Consider the following 17,275-nt stretch of genomic DNA (forward strand, 5'->3'; position numbering starts at 1 on the left):
GACGCATCGACCTGTGCAAACAGGCAATGCGTCCTTCTTCTTTTAACCCGCACGGGATATTATTTTGCCGAAACCGCCGGCGAATCGTTAACCCCCGCTGCAGGCAGCGTCGGATATAGCTTCTTCGATACAAGCGTCTGAATGATCATAAACGTTCCCCCGACAACCCAATACAGCGGAACCGCAGCCGGAGCGCTGAAGGAGAAGATCCCCATCATCACCGGCGAGAGCAAGCCTAGCATCGCCATTTGCTTCTGCTGGGCAGAGTCCACGCCAATCTGCGACACGCGGAACTGCACGTAATAAATCGCTGCAGCCAGGAACGGCAGAATGTGATCCGGCGTGCCGAGCTGGAACCACAGGAACGAATGCTGGGCTAGCTCCGGCGTCATCTTAATCGCGTAATAGAGGCCGGTCAGGATCGGCATCTGAATCAGCATAGGCAGACAGCCTATCGCCATCGGATTAAACTGGTGCTTGCTGTAGAGCTCCATCGTTTCTTTTTGAAGCTTGGCCTGGTTCTCAGGCGTCTTCTCTTTGTACTTCTCTTTCAGCTTGTTCAGCTCCGGCTGAATAACGCTCATCTTCTGCTTCATGCCTTGCTGGCCTTTATACTGCCGCAGCATCAGAGGCAGAAGGACGATCCGCACGAGCAGCGTCATGACGATAACGGCCATGCCGTAGCTGTCGCCAAAGAAGGAAGCAATGTGCTGAATCAGATACGAGAACGGAAACACGACATAGTGGTTAAAAAAGCCCGGCGTATCGGAATCAATCGTTCCTTTGGCGCCGCAGCCGCTGACGATCACAAGGATCGCGATCGCTGCGAGAATTCTGTATTTTTTAGTAAAAGCGGTGAATGCATTGTTTTTGCTCATAATAGCCTCCTCGTTTGTGTGCGTGCTCGGTAATCTCCACAAACGAAGCGCGACAATCCGCAGATTCACCATCCGGTGCTTCTTTACGCTTAATCCTTCGGGCCAGCCAATGCTGGATCCTCTCCAGCCTGCTGATGACCACGACAATCGGAACAATCGGCTCCCATACAACCCGCTTCTGCAAGGTATTAAACTCCGCGTCAACGCTCTGATGGGCGAAATACGCCAGATAAGCCATCGAACATAAAATACTGATCGAGAAAAAATACGGGATTAAATCCTGCAGCTCTAACAATGCATTCACCTCCTTATCGTAATTAGCATTGTAAGCATTGCTGCTTGCTTTCCTCTAATACGGCTGCAGCCGGCATACGTTTCTTCTCCCGGTCCAAAGTCCAGTGCAAATCCCATCTCGGGACGGTTAAGGCGAATGTCCGCCGGCGCTACAATGAACTATGACTATATTATCACATCGCGGACAGGATAGCTTCCTTGGCTTCTTGGAATCCGATGCACTATTTTCCGCGGCAAAGTCCGGGACGGAGGAATCGATTGTATGTATTTTGCAGCTATTAGCGTGGCAAGGGGCTTCCTGCTTCTTACCCTGCTGCTCGCCTGGATTGCCGGCAACAAGGCGTCCGCCCTGCTATTCAGCGGTTCAGAGGCGAATTTAAACCGAAAAGCGCGTAAATTAATACCCTGGGCCGTCTTCTTGTCCATTTCCTCAGCGGGCGTTCTTGCAGGCATCATCTGGCTTATGGCGGTTACGGATTCCGTCTTCTGGCGGGACCGCCTGCTCATCCCGCCCGTCCTGATTGTTCCGATGCTGATGATATGGCTTGGCGCGTTCCCCCGCCTTCGCCGCATCCGGCAAGCGACGATGCGCAGGACGGAAGCGCCGCTTGACGTCAGACTGCTGAGCCGGGCTTCGCAGCCCGCGCTTGTTGCGCCTTACCAATTCGTAGCGCTTGGCTCCCTGACCGGCCTGTATTGGACGTTCACGACCACGATTCCGTTCGACGTCATGAACGGAACCATCCCGCTGGTACTGCTTCTTATCGCCGGAATGGTTCTCTGGCTGACGCATCTTAACCGTAGCTCAAGAGTAAGCTTGACCGGAACAAAGCCGGTTAACCGTCCCCTGATGCGGTTCCTGCGACGGATGGCCGTATTCGCGGTTGTCCTGGCAATAGGAAGCATCCCGTTTTACGGCGGGTTAGAAGCCAGCAAGCTGCCCGAGAAGATCTCCATGACGGATGGTCCGATGGATAACGGAACGGGTACGGCACTTGCCCATGACCATCACAGCGGTGCCGTTACGGCATCGGCAGAACCGGTGAAGGAGATCTCCGTCGATAGTCTGACAGGCCCCGCGGAAGGAAAAGCCGATGTTTCGTTTACGCTAACCGCCGAGAAGAAGACCATTACGCTGGCTTCCGGACGAACGGTAGAAGCCTGGACCTATAACGGTCAGACGCCCGGACCGGAACTGCGCTTCAAGAAAGGGCAGCTGGTCGAGGTTAAGCTGATTAACAAAGATATCGAGGAAGGCGTAACGCTGCACTGGCATGGCCTTGACGTTCCTAATGCGGAGGACGGCGTGGCCGGAGCAACGCAAAATGCCGTCATGCCCGGCGATACCTATACGTACCGGTTCGTAGCCAATCAGGTCGGCACCTTCTGGTACCATTCCCATCAGGATTCGCAGGAAGCCGTGGAAAAAGGGCTGTTTGGCCCGCTGGTGGTCGAGCCGGAGGAAGGAATGCCTCCAAATACAAAAGACATCACGGTGATGACCCATATCTGGGATAACCGGGGCGTTGCCATCGGGGATAACGAAGGCATCCAGCATACAAAGATCGCGCCGGGAACTCCGGTACGTCTACGCCTCATCAATACGGATGACTGGGTCCGACAGTCTTATACGCTGCTAGGTGCCTCCTTCAAAGTGGCGGCCATTGACGGGACGGAGCTTCATGAACCGCAGGATCTGAAAAATGTTAGACTTGATCTGATTACGGGGGGCCGATACGACGTGACCTTCACCATGCCGGACACGCCGGTAACCTTAAACGTGGGGCCGGGCGGCAAGCTGGGCATCGTGATGAGTCCGGACGGCCAAGGCGATTTGCCTAAGCATGAGGCTAACCTGCAGATTTTTGACCCGACCCATTACGGGACGCCCGCTGCAACGCCTTTTGACGCAAACAGCCATTTCGACCGGGAATTTACGATGGTGCTGGATAACCAGCTTGGGTTCTTTGACGGCAAGCTTGCGCTCAACTATACGATTAACGGCAAAGTGTTCCCGGATACGCCGATGTTTATGGTCCGCGAAGGCGAGCTTGTGAAAACAACGATTATAAACCGCGGCGCCGTTGAGCATCCGATGCATCTTCACGGGCATCATATGCTGGTCCTGTCGCGGAACGGCGAAGCCGCAGACGGCAGCCCCTGGTGGACCGATACGCTTGATGTAGCTCCCGGAGAAGTCTACGAAGTCGCTTTTTCAGCCGATAATCCGGGACTGTGGATGGACCACTGCCACAACCTCGCCCATGCGGCGGCAGGCATGACGATGCATTTGATGTACGAAGGCATTACATCTCCGTATACGGTAGGTACGGCTACGCATAATCATCCCGAATAATAACGAATGAGAAAACCTCTATCGAGGCCTCTCCAAGATGAGCGACCGTGTTTATAGGTAGGTTTTATCGCCAAATAGAATTTAACTCATAAATTCTATTGTGGTAAGAAAGACGCGAGGCTGCTCCTGTGCAGGAACAGCCTCGCGTCCTTTATTTATTATTTATGATCTTCCCCTTCGCGGAGCAGAGCGATAAACGCTTGAAGCGGCTGCGACATCCATTTGCGGGGATGAATCAAATACTGCAGGTCAAAACGGATTTCCGGATGGATGAACGGGAGAGCCGCTAATCGGCCCTGCTTCATATCTTCCGCAACAACCATGCGAGGCAGCAGCGCGAGGCCCAGCCCGTTCACGACGCATTGCTTCACCGCCTCCGGATTGCCGAGCTCGAACAAGGCGTTAAAGGCGATCCCGCCCTCCCGCAGCACCTTCTCGAACATCCCCCGGTACACGCAGCTTTCCTCCGACATGATAAGCTCCATGCCGCTTAAATCTTGCAGCTCAATCCTGGAGCGATTGGCAAGCGGATGACCTGCCGGCGCAGCTAGTACCAGCGGTTCTTCGCGCAGCGGCCGGCATTCCAGCGACGCAGCGGCCGGCTTGGCATCAAGCAGCAGACCGATATCGTATTCACCGTCCTTCACCTTGCTGATAATGTGCGATTCGCGGTCCGGCTGAAGCTGGATGGTCAGCTCGGGAAACAGCTGTCGCAGCTTCTGCAGGTATGGAGGCAGGAAATAAGCCGCCAGCGAATCGATAGCGCCGATCACAAGCGTACCTCCCGCATAACCCGCGACCGTTTCCTTGGATTGCTCGTACAGCTCCAGCATTTGAACGGCCAATGCATACAGCTTCTCGCCGGGCGGCGTCAGGCGCATTTGTCTGCCGAACCGTTCCAGCAGCGGCGCTCCGTATTCCTTCTCCAGCTTCTGAATCTGAATGGTTACGCTGGACTGCGCATAACCAAGCTCTTCCGCGGCACGCGTAATACTCCGCCTTCTCGCTACCTCGCAAAAGGTCTGCAAATAAACCAGCTCCATGCTCCCACCTCGGCTTTTATCTAATTATTAAAATTATTGATGTCAGTCATGAATTATTATAGATAACTGTAATACTTCAGTCATGCTACAGTAAAGACAGAATTCATAAATCCAATCGGGAGGCGCTGGAAATGCTAACGGAAATGAAAGGAATTTACGTACCGGTGGTAACACCTATGGGGGCTGGCGGTGAAGTGGATATCCGCTCATTCGAATCCTATGTGAAGCAGCTAGTTGAGGATGGCGTGAACGGGATCGTGGTAAACGGAACAACGGGGGAATCCCCGACGGTCACGCTGGAGGAAATGGCGGCTCTTACGGCAGCCGCACGCTTGGTCTGCGGGCCTATGAACCGTACGGTCATTGTTGGGACGGGAACGAACGATACGGCTTCCACCGTGAGGAAAACCGCAATTGCAGGAGAGCTTGGCGCGGATGCCGCCCTTGTTGTTGTGCCCTATTACAGCCGTCCTTCCCAGGAGGGCATCATTGAGCACTACAGACAAGCAGCAAGCACGGGCCTGCCGATCGTGGCTTATGAGATTCCTTCGCGCACGGGAATACGCCTTGCTCCGGATACGGTACGCGCCATTCTGGACCTGGACGGCGTCATCGGGATCAAAGACAGCTCCGGCGGAATCGAACTGATGATCGAGCTAGCAAGCAGCGGGGATCACAAATCGGTCTTATGCGGGGAAGATCTTTACTTCCATGCTATGCTCTGCTGCGGCGCAGCCGGCGGCATGCTGGCATCCGCTAGCGTTCGGACAACGGCTTTCGTAGAGGTGTATGAGCAGTTCATGCTGGGCCAGCTTGAAGCAAGCAGGCAGTCCTTCGGCGCTCTGCTTCCCTTGATCCGTCTGCTGTTCCGGGAGCCAAATCCCGCTCCGTTAAAATATCTTCTTGCCCGGCAGGGCAGCATAGCCTCTGAGCATATCCGCTTGCCGCTTACTCCAGTGTCGGAGGAGCTGCGGCAGCAGCTGAATGCCTGGCTGTAGCCTCTAGCCGGCAGGAATAGCTTCCCACAGCGGGGAATGAGTAAAGCCTTCCATCGACCGGATCGTGTAAGCCGGATGCGGGCTTGCCAGCTCGGCCATGTCTGCTTTGCGGTCAACCGGCTTTACTTCCATAACGGCGATTCCCGAGCCCACCGCATGGTCAATGCCTGCCGCGATCGCGGCGGCATGGCCGCAGCGGGCCGACAAATAGATCGCTCTCACGCGGATATCCGCCGCGCAAAAGACGCGCAGCATATCAGCCGACCGGTCTGTGCTGTAGTTATCGACAAAAATAAATTCGTAGCTGGCGGCGGCAGGCTTCATGATTTGCTTCAGGCGCTTATAAGCGCCAAACAGCGATTCCTCGTCATTGCAGACCGGCACGATAATCGAGTAGGTAACTGGCAGACGCGTCATTTTCCCCATCCCCTTCGGACAAAATGTTGCTCTATACTGCTACTATAATCGATACAGCTTAAATTCCCCTTAATTTAAGTATAAGTAAACGCTTTACTTTTATGTCAAATATAGCACGACAAGCCTGATTCGCATATAGCTTGTAATGCCCACATTTTGCTATACTAACTGCAACATTCATTTGATCCAAGAAAAGGGGATGACCTTAACAATGTTATACAACCGGCTGGGAGGAAGCGGACTGAAGGTATCCGCGTTAGGCCTCGGTACGAACTCCTTTGGTTCGCGGGCAGACGAAGCCGCTTCGGCGCGCATTCTTCACGCGGCCATCGACCGCGGAATCAATTTTATCGATACGGCTAATATTTACTCGGCAACGGCTTCGGAAGCCATCATCGGCGCAGCGCTTGCGGGCAGACGCCATGAGGTTGTATTGGCAACCAAAGCCGGGCTCGTCAGAGGAGAAGGTCCCAATGCACAAGGCTCCTCCCGCTACCATCTGATGCTGGAGCTGGAAGACAGCTTGAAACGGCTCAAGACCGACTACGTTGACCTGTATCAAATTCACACCTTTGACCCGGAGACACCTCTCGAGGAAACGCTGCGGGCGCTCGAGGATATGATCCGATCCGGGAAAGTCCGGTATATCGGCGCCTCCAACTATGCCGCCTGGGAGCTGATGAAGGCTCTTGGACTTAGCGACCGCCTTGGCCTGAACCGGTTCGTTTCCACTCAGACTAGCTATTCGCTGGCCGACCGGACGCCGGAGCGCGAGCTTGTGCCCCTGTGCCTCGATCAAGGCGTAGGCATTATTCCTTACTTCCCGCTGGCAGGCGGAATCTTGACGGGCAAATACCGCGCGGGCGAGGAAGCTCCTGAAGGTTCCCGTGCTGCGACCAACCCGGGCTTCACGCGTTTCTTCGGCGAGAGCAATCTTGCGCTTGGAAGCCAGGTCAGCGAGCTGGCAGGCAAGCTTGGCTGCTCTGCCAGCGTCTTGTCCCTGGCTTGGCTGATGAAGCAGCCTGCCGTCTCCACCGTTATCGTTGGCGCTACAAGCACGGAGCAGCTGGAGCATAATCTGGGCAGCGTGGAGCTTCCGCTTGATGCGGCGGCGCTGGACGAGCTGGATACATTAAGCCGTTCATTCCGTCATGGCGAACCGTTTGCGCTATACCGTTTGCCTTAGGCAAACGGATTCGCACGGGCAGGCATCAAGAAGTCTTCAGTTTTTGGATGAAACAGGATATTGACTTTTATACCTACTGAAAGGTAGAATGCGTACATGAACAGTAACAAAAACACGGCTGATTTGATCCTTGATACCGCCCAGGCGCTTGTGCAGGAAGTCGGCTTTAACGGCTTCAGCTACGCTCACATTGCTGAGAAGGTTGGTATCCGCACAGCAAGCATCCATTACCATTTTCCGAATAAGGAGGATCTAGGGGAAGCGTTGATTACCCGGTATCATAAGGGATTCCTGGCTACCGTCGCTCAAATTGACGCCGATACGCAGAACAATCTGGACAAGTTACGCAAATACATCAATATCTTCAGTATCCCGGTCGATAGTTATTGCACCTGCCTGAGCGTTATGCTTTCTTCGGATCTGGCTACCCTTTCGGAGAAGGTTGGAGCAAAGCTGGCGGATTTCTTTACCGCCAACTTAGCGTGGGTGGAGCGCGTTCTGGAAGAAGGCCGCCGTGAAGGTCATCTGCGTTTCGAAGGCTCGGCCAGCACGCGGGCGCATCTGATTTTGGCTTCCCTTCAAGGGGCGCAGCTGCTTGCAAGAAGCTACCGGGATGCAAACCGGTTTGCGATTATTGCCGATGGAGTTCTATCCGCTTTAGCTTAACGGGCAAAGCGGATCTTTTTCACTACACTACCTACCTTTCAGTAGATAGACAAAAGCATTTATACCAACAAACGAATGGAGAGAAAATCAATGAAAACACTCGTAATCGTAGCGCATCCTAACCTGGAAGCATCCAACTGGAACAAAGCATGGGTCGAGGAGCTGAAGAAGCAAGGCGATATCACGATTCACGATCTTTACAAGGAATATCCAACCGAGAACATCGACGTTCAGCGCGAGCAGCAGCTTGTGGAAGCGCATGACCGCATCATTTTCCAATACCCGCTCTACTGGTACAGCACGCCGCCGCTTCTAAAAAGATGGTTCGATTCCGTGCTGCAGTACAATTGGGCTTACGGTCCTGAAGCTACCGCAACGAAAGGCAAAGAAATCGGGGCCGCGATCTCGACTTACGGCACGGCGGATTCGTATCAGCCAACCGGTTCCAACGGCTTTACGCTGGAGCAGATCTTAGCGCCGCTTCAAGCGAGCGCGCGTTTCATCAGTGCCGTCTACCTGCCGCATTTCACGGTCAACGACACATCCGATGTAACGCCGGAGCGTCTGGCCCAGAGCAGCAAAGCCTACGTCGAACACCTTAGAACGGTTAAACCGCTGGCGGTGGCCAAATGAAAAGCGTAACGATCGACGTTTTTATGGATACGGTATGTCCTTGGTGCCGAATGGGGGATGCTAGCCTCAGAACCGCGCTCAAGGAGCTTCCGGAAGGCGTAAACGCTACGGTACGATACCATGCGTACCAGTTAAATCCGGGCATTCGCAAGGAAGGCGAGGACTACCGGAAGGTGATGATCGGCCGATTAGGCGGAGAAGCGCAATTCGAAGCGAGAATGAAGCAGTATAACCAGACCGGCGCTCGTTTCGGCCTGAATTACAATATGGATCTCGTAAAACTTACGCCAAATACGGAATTGTCGCATCAGTTGATCGCGATAACGCCGGAGCACCTGCAGTCGAATTTGATTTTGAACCTGTATACGGCTTATTTCGAACAAGGATTGGACATTGGCAATGTGGACACGCTTGCGGAAATAGCGCAGGCAAGCGGAGTCGCGTATGATCGCGAGGATCTGAAAACCCGACTTGTCAAAGGGGAAGGACTTGATAAGGTAGAGGAAGGACAGCGCGACGCGCAGCAGCTTGGTATCCGGGGCGTTCCTTTTTACGTGATAAACGAGAAATATGCCCTATCCGGTCTGCAATCCCCTTCTGATTTGGTCCATGCCTTCATGCAGGATTAATAGATCAAACAATAGCCTTAAAAATTGAAAAGGAACGGAGAAGATGATTATGCCTATCGTAAACATTCAAGTCACGCGCGAAGGCACGTCGCCCGAACGAGATTCGATTACCGCGGAAGAAAAAGCCGCCCTTATTAAAGGCGTCAGCGAATTGCTGCTGAACGTACTGAATAAGCCGCTCGAGTCCACCTTTGTCGTTATTGAGGAAGTCGATACCGATAATTGGGGCTGGGGCGGTCTGCCCGCTCTGGAGTATCGCCGCAAGGTAGCTGCCGAGAAGGCTGCCTCCAAAGAATAAGAATTAAGAATGAGCTTCAAACCGCAGGCTGTTCACCCCGCAATCCCATGACGAGGTGGACAGCTTTTCTATTAAGCCTGCTCCGGCCAGCCCTTTCGCTCCCGCAAAATTTGGATAAACACCTCGGCCGCCTTCGTATGCTGTTGATGCATTCCGGTGAGAAGCGAGAAATCGCGTTCCACCGGCCTGCCGCCAACGGTCAGCCTGCTGACGGTGCCAAGCGCGATCTCTTTGCGCACCGCCCAATGGGACAATAACGAGATGCCAAGGCCCGCCTCGACGGACTCCTTGATAATCTGCGTGCTGCCAAATACCATGCGGTTCTCCGGACTCAAACCCTGCTCGAGAAACATCCGCTCGGTCACCTCCCGCGTCCCCGAGCCCTCTTCCCTGACGATCCAGGTCTCCTGCTGCAGCCTTACGGCATCAATATCGTCAGCCGCGGCAAAAGGATGGGACGAAGCCGTCACCACGTACAGCCGATCCTTGGCTAAAGACTCCGCGTACAGCTTCCCATGCTCCAGCTCGCCTTCCACAATGCCGATATCCAGCTGCCCTCCGGCAACTAGAGAGCTGATCTCCTTCGTGTTGCCGATTGTAATGGTCGGCTTAATAAGCGGATAGTGCACCTGCAAATAAGCAATGGCATGCGGCAGCACGTATTCCCCAAACGTATAGCTGGCGCCAATGGACAGCATGCCGCTGGCGTTGTGCATCAGATCGTCCACCAGCCGCTGCATGCGGGTATACAATGCCTCTATTTCTTTGCCATGCTTATACACAATCTCCCCTGCTTTGCTTAACCGGACATGCTTGTTGCTGCGGTCGAGCAGCTTGGTTCCGATGTTGCTCTCTAGAGCTTGAATATGCTGGCTGACTGCCGGCTGGGTCATATGAAGCGCCTCTGCGGCACGCGTAAAATGACGCGTCTCCGCAACCGTCATAAACACGAGTAACGACTGATCCACGTTTTTAACCAACCCCCTATCATAAGTAATTTCTTATTATAATGATTATAACTATTTATTTTTCTTATCGTAAAGATCTGGTTAAACTAAACTCATCAACCAATAACAAACGTCGAGGTGACGACAGATGAGTACGTTAACCCATTCTACCTTTACTCCTAAAAATAAACGTTTCCTTCAGCCGCTGAACTGGCTGTGCGGCCTGCTGCTGACGGCCGCGGTTGCAACAGCCGCCTATGAGCTGGCCCGCCTGCCGGGACTTGATCGTCTCGGTCAGATGGCCCTGGCGCTGACGGGCACCATTATCGTCCGGCAATTTCTAGGATACCCGGAGAGACTAAGGGCAGGCATTCAATTCGCTTCAAAGCATCTCCTTCGGCTTGCAATTGTATTATGCGGACTGCGGCTGAATATCAGTCTGCTGCTCCACCAAGGTCCGGCCCTCCTGCTGCAAGGCGCCGTTACGATCATCCTTGCCGTAGGGTTAACCCTTGGCATCGCCCGTCTGCTGAAGGCCGATGCTCCGCTGTCCCTGCTCCTTGGCATCGGCACCGGCATATGCGGAGCGGCGGCAATCGCTGCCGTATCCCCCATTGTGAAAGCCCGCGACGAAGACACCGCGGTCAGCGCAGGTCTGATCGCCTTAATCGGCACCGCCGCCGCTATCGGCTATACCGTTCTACAGCCGCTGCTTCCGCTTACTGCCGGGCAATACGGAATATGGAGCGGCCTTACGCTCCATGAGATCGCCCATGTGCCTCTGGCTGCGGCCGCAGCCGGCCAGGACGCCATTAACGCCGGTCTGCTTGCGAAGCTAAGCCGGGTGCTGCTGCTCGTACCGGTCAGCTTTATTCTGATGCTGATCATGAAACGCAGGAACAAGGGCAATAACGCCTCTGGAGCAACCATTGCCTTCCCGTGGTTCCTGCTTGGCTTCGCGGCTATGAGCCTCTTCGGGAGCCTGTCGCCCGGCACACCTCTAGAGCTGCCGGCCCATGTAACCGATCAGCTGCTGAATGCCCCGTCGTTCCTGCTTGCGATGGCTATGGTTGGCCTTGGCCTGAACGTGGATCTGCGAGCCCTTAAAGACAAAGCGCTGCGCCCGCTTGCCGCGATGGCAGCCGCTACCGTGCTGCTCTCGGCTGCGACTTACCTGCTTGTCCACTATGTGTATTAATAAAGAAGCTGGCCGCCCCCTTGCACGGGTAGCGGCCAGCTTTTCTTATCCTTGCAGCGCCTTGCGGACGCTTAATATATATTTGGACTGATCCAGCGGATTCACGCCGCGCCGTGTCCGTTCCGCCGCTACATCCGGCGGGCACTCTTCATACCCCGCGAAGAAGGTCGCCATCGTGCCGCGCCCCTTCGTGAGCGAGTTCAGCTCCATCGAGTATTCGAGCGACGTTGCCGCCGGCACGCGCCCTTCGATAAGAAGCCGGTCGCCTTGCAGCGTTGGCGCCTCGAACGTCCCCCGCATAAGGACAATATCATTCATGACGCGGCCTCCGTTCTCCTCCGGTACAACGATTCGGAATTGGAGCACCGGCTCAAGCAGCTTTGTGCCAACCGAATCCAGTCCGTTCATAATGGCCATTGGCGTCGCCACGACAAAATCAAGCGGATGCGTATGCCACACATGATGCTGGCCTTCGATCAGCGTAACCTTCAGGTCGACGACCTCCCAGCCCTTCAGCCCCTGCTGCAGCGCCTCCGGCACGCGTCTTGCCACCTCGTTCTGGTATTGCGGAAGCAGATCCTCCGAGCGGACAAACGCTTCGTAACGAAGCCCGCTTCCGCGCTCGCCCGGTTCAATGCGGAACCGGAGGATTGCCCAGCAAGGCTTCGGCATCAGATACGCGATATAGCCTTCGCCCGGCTGGCTTGGCGTCTCCTTGTAGATGACCGACGGCTGGCCGAAGCTCACCTGCAGGCCATACCGGTTCTCGAGCACGCTTGTCAGAATCTCGAGCTGAATCGGGCCCATCACCTTCACGTGCAGCTCCCGCTCATCCTGCAGCCACTGCACGTCCAGCAGCGGATCCTCGTCCGACAGCTCTTGAAGCGCCGCCACAACGGCGGGATACTGCTGCTGATCGGCCCAATGCGCCTGTACCGTAAGCAGCGGCACCGCAAGCCGCACTTCCTCCGGCACGGCACCCGGATCGCCGATAATATCGCCGATCCTCACATGCGACATGCCGCATACGGCCGCGATATCGCCTGCTTCCAGCGCGCCAAGATCCTCCGAGCGGCTGCCCTCCACCTTCCGGATTTGCGTGACCTTTTCCTCGATATTCTGCGTATGATTCCGGATCACGTCCCGGTTGCGCATCGTCCCTTCATACAGCCGGACAAAAGCCATGCGCCCCATCGTCTTATCGCGCTCGATCTTGAACACAATACCGGACAGCGGCGCCTCCCGATTCCCGCCTGGCTCAGGCAAATAATCGATGACGGCATCCATCAGCTCATTTACGCCGATTCCTCTTCCGGATGCGCCGTACAATACCGGGAACAGCTCCGCCCGCTTCGTCATTCCGGAAGCATGGCTTTTCCAATCCTCGGCTTCGCCGCTTATATATTGCTGAAGCAGCTCCTCATTCCGTTCCGCAATCGCTTCCACCAATGCGGTTCTTGCTTCCTCATCGGCATCCGTTCCCCACAAATCCGCAGAGCCCGCGAACTGCTGCTCATTTCCGATCGGATGCTGTACCTCTATCAAATCCGGAGTCAGATAGCTGCGGATATCCCGCAATACCGCTTCGCGGTCAGCGCCGATCCGGTCCATTTTATTGATATATATAATCGTTGGAATTCCCAGCTTGCGCAGCGCGCTCCAGATCATCTCCGTCTGCGCCTGCACGCCTTCCACCGCGGATACGATCAGCACGGCGCCGTCCATCACCCGAAGCGAACGCTCCACCTCCGACAGGAAATCGACATGCCCCGGCGTATCCACAAGATTAATCGTTGTATCCCGCCATACGAAGGAGGTCGTTGCCGCCCGTACCGAGATGCCCCGCTCCTTCTCCACATCCAGCCAATCCGTTAATGCCGTCCCCGCGTCTACACTGCCAAGCGCACGCGTCCGTCCGCTGACGAACAGCATATGCTCGGTCGTTGTTGTTTTCCCCGCATCCACATGCGCGAAGATGCCTACGTTGCGCCGTCCGGCGCTGCTTCTGCCCGTCATTGCCCTGGTTCTCCATTTCTGCCGCAGCCTGCGGCATGCTGTACCTGCTTCTTCCTACAGACTAACGCAACCTGAACGGATGGACAATACCAAAAAAACAGCTCATCCCCGGATGAGCTGTTTCTTTATAAAAATTAAAAGGTGCGGTAGAACCGTCTCGCGCTTTCCTTCTCGGCAAGCGGCAGCCGAAGCTCTACGGGCAGCATCTCCGGGAAAGCCTTATGCGGCTCGCGCTGATACCAATACGCAACGGACGAATAGTCATTGGCCTGACAGTTGGCATGCCCGTGTTCGATGCTGAATCGTATGGATTTTCTGAAAATAATCGGATCGGTTATATGATAGCGGTATTGCGTCATTTTGCCGGAATAATCGTTAAACGAAATCGTATGGCTCTCCTTCCACGCATCGCCGTTCTCCCGAATCGGGGCGTATAGCGACAATCCGTGATAAGGCGCGTAATATTGACCGGACGGATAACCCCAAGCGGCGCAGAAATAATCCTCCGTTCCCGTGCCATGCAGGCGCGGCGGCCAAGGCTCGCCGTCAATGAAGAACATGTCATCCCCTTCGCCCGGCCAGCTGAAGCCCGGAACGGGGTTGATGTGATCAATGCTCAGGTTGCAGCCTACGTAATGGCCTTCGCCTTCGGCATCCAGCAGGACGTAGTTCTCGTCGCCCGTCAGATTCTTCATCTCGCTCACCTTATCGTCTTGCGCGTAATTCGGCTTATGCTGCCGATCCTGCTCCGCCTTAAGCTGGTCAAGATCCGCCGTACCCTTGGTCGGATTCTCCCTTCTCCATGAGGCATGGAAATAGAAGCTATCCTCGGACACCGGCTGCTTCACGTAGTCCACGTAGAAGTAAAGCACCATATCGTTCTCGCATTCGTTGACGATCTCGATCCTCGCGCTTTGGCGGAAGGGCATTTCGAAGAAGCAGTTCATGGCCGCTTTATTCTCCACCACGCCTTGGGTTGTAATCATGTTAAGCGGCATGGACACATAGTGGCTGGCCACGCCATGCCCAACCCCAAAGAAATCGCCAACGGGGGAATCCACGCTAGGCTCGGCTTCTCCGTCCCAATACATGCGGATCAGCACTTTGCGGAAGGCGTATTTGTCCCGGGCGCCAATCGTCATCCAAATATGCTTGATAATGCCGGAGCCTTCGATATCGGAGATCACCGCCGTCGTTCCGGCTTTTATCTCCAGAAAATCCCGATTGCCTCCGGTTCTGTCCCAACTGGAATCGCGATGGGAAGTCCCTTCCCTGCGCAAATACAATTCGTGCATCCTAACCGCTCCTTTTAAGCAGATAAATGAAAGATGACTCCCGAACATATTCGGGAGTCATCTTGATTTCACCTCTTATTTGCCTGTCGGTATAAGAAGCTTTTGGCCTACGTAAATCCGGTTCGGATTTTTCAGCTTATTGTATTTCGCAAGCTGCTGCCAGGTTGTGCCGTATTTACGGGCAATCTCCCATAACGTATCGCCCTTCTTCACCGTGTAGACGATATCGGCAGGAGCCTCCGGCTTCGGATCGGGCTTTGGCTCCGGCTTCGCAGGCGGTTCCGGTTTCACTGGCGGCTTCGGATCGGGCTTCGCAGGCGGCTTGGGAACGGTTGTTGCCGGAGCCGCAAAGCTTAACTTAAACTCCGAGTAACCGTCTTCCGTTGAGCCAACGTAAGAAAGCGATTTGACTTCTGCTGCCGCAGCTTTCGCATCCGGCGAAGTCTTAAAGGCAACATTCACCTTGTCATTGATCGGCGCAAGCGACCAGTTGCCGTCCGCTGTCGGGTTAATGGTCTTGAACGAGCGAATATAGTCAATGATGACCTGGCGGTTCTCGTCCGGCGAAGCCAGTATAATCCGCTTGCCGTCCGGATTCGCGAACTTGCTGGACGAAGCGCGGTAGTTGTTAGACGCAACGACGAATTTCTTCGCCGGATCGATAGGTTTTCCCTCGTATTTCAGATTCACAATCCGGCTGGACTTCGCGTTTAATACCGTTCCGTCAGCTTTATATTTCGCGGGCTTCGAGACGTCAATCTGGTAAGTCACCCCGTCGATAACGTCAAAGTTGTAAGTAGGGAAATCATAGTTGATTAACTCCTGCTTCTCCCTCGAAGCCGGGTCAATCGTATTGAACTGGCCAGCCGACCATTCCAGCCATTCCTTCAGCTCTGCTCCGGTTACAAGCACCGCATTCACCGTGTTGGAATACAAGTACAGGTCGGCTACGTTCTTAATCGCGATGCTGCCCGCGGGAATGTTGGTGTAATAAGCGGGACCTTGCCGACCGCCCGCCTTAAACGGCGCCCCTGCCGACAAGACCGGAATCCCTTCGTAATCGGTCCCCTGTAGCTGCTTCTCCACGTACCATTTCTGCGCATTGGTCACGATTTGAATCGACGGGTCATCCTGCACCAGCGCAAAAAAGCTGTTTATCGGAGCCGTCGTTGTCCCTACCGGTCCGCGAACGTAATCCAGCGTATGCTGATGGTCCTCGGCTACCGCATCCAGAACTTCCTGATCCGCGTCAACCAGCGGCTTCTTGTTCACCGTATCGAAGATCGGCTTCACCGCTGTTTTCGAATCCGCAACGGTCCATTTGCCGTCCGCCAGCTGCAGCTTCAGATCAATAATGCCAAGATTGTTGCCCCAGAAGCCCGGTTCAACGGCCGGCACTCCGTTAATCGTCCCTTTCGTCAGATCAACGCCAGTCTTCCCTTCAAACGACTTGTCCGGAAATACCTTGTGCGCATGGCCGAACAGGATCGCGTTAATATCCTTCACTTTGCTTAAGTAGAGCACCGAGTTTTCCATCTGATCCGTCTGCGGAATATCCTCAAAGCCGGAATGCGGAATCGCGATAATAATATCGGCTCCCTTGGCTTTCATCTCCGGCACGAATTTCTCGGCGGTCTTCACGATATCCTTCGTTATAACCTTGCCTTCCAGCTTGGCTTTATCCCACTGCAGAATCTGCGGCGGCACAAAACCGATAACGCCAACCTTCAGCTTATGAACGGCGCCGGTCTGGTCCTTCACTTCCTTGTCGAGGATAAGATAAGGGGTAAAATAGTTCTTGTCATTCGTCTCGTCTTTATCGCCGTCATCGATATACACGTTCGCGTTTACGTAAGGAAAGTCGGCTCCGCCAATCGAATTTTTCAGGAAATCAAGCCCGTAGTTGAATTCATGGTTGCCGATATTTCCCGCATCGTAATCAAGCAGATTAAGCGCTTTGTACACGGGATGCGTCTCCCCCTGCTTCAGAGGGTCCACCGTCGCCACATAGTCGCCAAGCGGGTTGCCTTGAATCAAATCCCCGTTATCGAACAGGAGACTGTTCGCCGCTTCCTCCCGCGCTTGCTTGATCAAGGTCGCCGTCTTGGCAAAGCCGTACTCGTCGGTAGGCTTGTCCGCGAAATAATCGTAGTTCACGATATTTACGTGCAGGTCCGTCGTCTCCATAATCCGCAGCTCAACCGTAGTCCCGCTGTCTGCCGCAGACGCGGCCGCGGGCAACGGCAACACCGTTAAGCCTGCTGCCACAACGGCCGAGAGTGTCCGCTTCCATGTTGATTTACTTGACTTCACCAAAGCAAAATCCTCCCTATCTATCCCTATTTGTCGATGCTCACCTTACACAGAGATGTAATAACTGGATGACTGCGGCATCATTTTCCTCATTTTAGGGGAAGTAAT

General features: G+C 54.6%; 16 protein-coding genes. 8 read left to right on the plus strand and 8 right to left on the minus strand.

Annotated features, from left to right (window positions below):
- Window positions 1–59: 59 nt before the first annotated feature.
- Both yidC and PGL01S_RS18960 read right to left on the minus strand, forming a co-directional pair.
- On the minus strand, window positions 60–878 hold the full coding sequence (yidC, locus tag PGL01S_RS18955) for a membrane protein insertase YidC (protein ID WP_127496155.1): 819 nt from the start codon (window positions 876–878) through the stop codon (window positions 60–62).
- Window positions 844–1,173, minus strand: coding sequence for a hypothetical protein (locus PGL01S_RS18960; protein WP_127496156.1), 330 nt, complete (start codon window positions 1,171–1,173; stop codon window positions 844–846). Before PGL01S_RS18960 ends, yidC begins: the two co-directional genes overlap by 35 nt.
- Window positions 1,174–1,434: 261 nt before the next feature.
- Between PGL01S_RS18960 and PGL01S_RS18965 the strand changes: the two genes are divergently transcribed.
- On the plus strand, window positions 1,435–3,528 hold the full coding sequence (locus PGL01S_RS18965; RefSeq protein WP_127496157.1) for a multicopper oxidase family protein: 2,094 nt from the start codon (window positions 1,435–1,437) through the stop codon (window positions 3,526–3,528).
- Window positions 3,529–3,686: 158 nt separating this feature from the next.
- Here the strand turns inward: PGL01S_RS18965 and PGL01S_RS18970 are convergent, their stop codons facing one another.
- Window positions 3,687–4,571, minus strand: coding sequence for a LysR family transcriptional regulator (locus tag PGL01S_RS18970; protein WP_127496158.1), 885 nt, complete (start codon window positions 4,569–4,571; stop codon window positions 3,687–3,689).
- Window positions 4,572–4,702: 131 nt separating this feature from the next.
- Here PGL01S_RS18970 and dapA point away from each other — a divergent pair, with 131 nt between their 5' ends.
- The gene (gene dapA / locus PGL01S_RS18975) at window positions 4,703–5,569 is read left to right on the plus strand and encodes a 4-hydroxy-tetrahydrodipicolinate synthase (RefSeq protein WP_127496159.1); all 867 of its coding nucleotides are present in this window, start codon (window positions 4,703–4,705) and stop codon (window positions 5,567–5,569) included.
- Between the two features lie 3 nt (window positions 5,570–5,572).
- Here dapA and PGL01S_RS18980 read toward each other — a convergent pair whose 3' ends face one another.
- On the minus strand, window positions 5,573–5,986 hold the full coding sequence (locus PGL01S_RS18980; RefSeq protein WP_164775515.1) for a glycosyltransferase: 414 nt from the start codon (window positions 5,984–5,986) through the stop codon (window positions 5,573–5,575).
- 211 nt (window positions 5,987–6,197) lie between these two features.
- Here PGL01S_RS18980 and PGL01S_RS18985 point away from each other — a divergent pair, with 211 nt between their 5' ends.
- The 5 genes from PGL01S_RS18985 (at window position 6,198) to PGL01S_RS19005 (ending at window position 9,398) form a co-directional block, all read left to right on the plus strand.
- Window positions 6,198–7,172: an aldo/keto reductase gene (locus tag PGL01S_RS18985; RefSeq protein ID WP_127496161.1), complete on the plus strand. Its 975-nt coding sequence runs from the start codon at window positions 6,198–6,200 to the stop codon at window positions 7,170–7,172.
- 96 nt (window positions 7,173–7,268) lie between these two features.
- A complete protein-coding gene (locus tag PGL01S_RS18990) occupies window positions 7,269–7,838 on the plus strand; it encodes a TetR/AcrR family transcriptional regulator (protein ID WP_127496162.1) in 570 nt (189 codons plus the stop codon).
- A 90-nt stretch (window positions 7,839–7,928) separates the two neighbouring features.
- Window positions 7,929–8,471, plus strand: coding sequence for an NAD(P)H-dependent oxidoreductase (locus tag PGL01S_RS18995; protein WP_127496163.1), 543 nt, complete (start codon window positions 7,929–7,931; stop codon window positions 8,469–8,471).
- Window positions 8,468–9,100, plus strand: coding sequence for a DsbA family oxidoreductase (locus PGL01S_RS19000; RefSeq protein WP_127496164.1), 633 nt, complete (start codon window positions 8,468–8,470; stop codon window positions 9,098–9,100). The genes PGL01S_RS18995 and PGL01S_RS19000 overlap by 4 nt, the downstream gene beginning before the upstream one ends.
- Window positions 9,101–9,149: 49 nt before the next feature.
- Window positions 9,150–9,398, plus strand: a complete 249-nt coding sequence (locus PGL01S_RS19005) for a tautomerase family protein (protein ID WP_127496165.1) — start codon at window positions 9,150–9,152, stop codon at window positions 9,396–9,398.
- Between the two features lie 71 nt (window positions 9,399–9,469).
- Here the strand turns inward: PGL01S_RS19005 and PGL01S_RS19010 are convergent, their stop codons facing one another.
- Window positions 9,470–10,366: a LysR family transcriptional regulator gene (locus tag PGL01S_RS19010; protein ID WP_127496166.1), complete on the minus strand. Its 897-nt coding sequence runs from the start codon at window positions 10,364–10,366 to the stop codon at window positions 9,470–9,472.
- Window positions 10,367–10,493: 127 nt separating this feature from the next.
- Between PGL01S_RS19010 and PGL01S_RS19015 the strand changes: the two genes are divergently transcribed.
- Window positions 10,494–11,543: a YeiH family protein gene (locus PGL01S_RS19015; RefSeq protein ID WP_127496167.1), complete on the plus strand. Its 1,050-nt coding sequence runs from the start codon at window positions 10,494–10,496 to the stop codon at window positions 11,541–11,543.
- 45 nt (window positions 11,544–11,588) lie between these two features.
- Here the strand turns inward: PGL01S_RS19015 and PGL01S_RS19020 are convergent, their stop codons facing one another.
- The 3 genes from PGL01S_RS19020 to PGL01S_RS19030 form a co-directional block, all read right to left on the minus strand.
- The gene (locus PGL01S_RS19020) at window positions 11,589–13,559 is read right to left on the minus strand and encodes a GTP-binding protein (RefSeq protein WP_127496168.1); all 1,971 of its coding nucleotides are present in this window, start codon (window positions 13,557–13,559) and stop codon (window positions 11,589–11,591) included.
- Between the two features lie 134 nt (window positions 13,560–13,693).
- Entirely contained in the window at window positions 13,694–14,854 is a 1,161-nt protein-coding gene (locus tag PGL01S_RS19025; protein ID WP_127496169.1) for a glycoside hydrolase family 172 protein, read from the minus strand.
- Between the two features lie 75 nt (window positions 14,855–14,929).
- On the minus strand, window positions 14,930–17,167 hold the full coding sequence (locus PGL01S_RS19030) for a bifunctional 2',3'-cyclic-nucleotide 2'-phosphodiesterase/3'-nucleotidase (protein ID WP_127496204.1): 2,238 nt from the start codon (window positions 17,165–17,167) through the stop codon (window positions 14,930–14,932).
- Between the last annotated feature and the right edge of the window lie 108 nt (window positions 17,168–17,275).

The organism is Paenibacillus glycanilyticus NBRC 16618 (assembly GCF_004000805.1).
GTDB classification, from domain to species: domain Bacteria; phylum Bacillota; class Bacilli; order Paenibacillales; family Paenibacillaceae; genus Pristimantibacillus; species Pristimantibacillus glycanilyticus.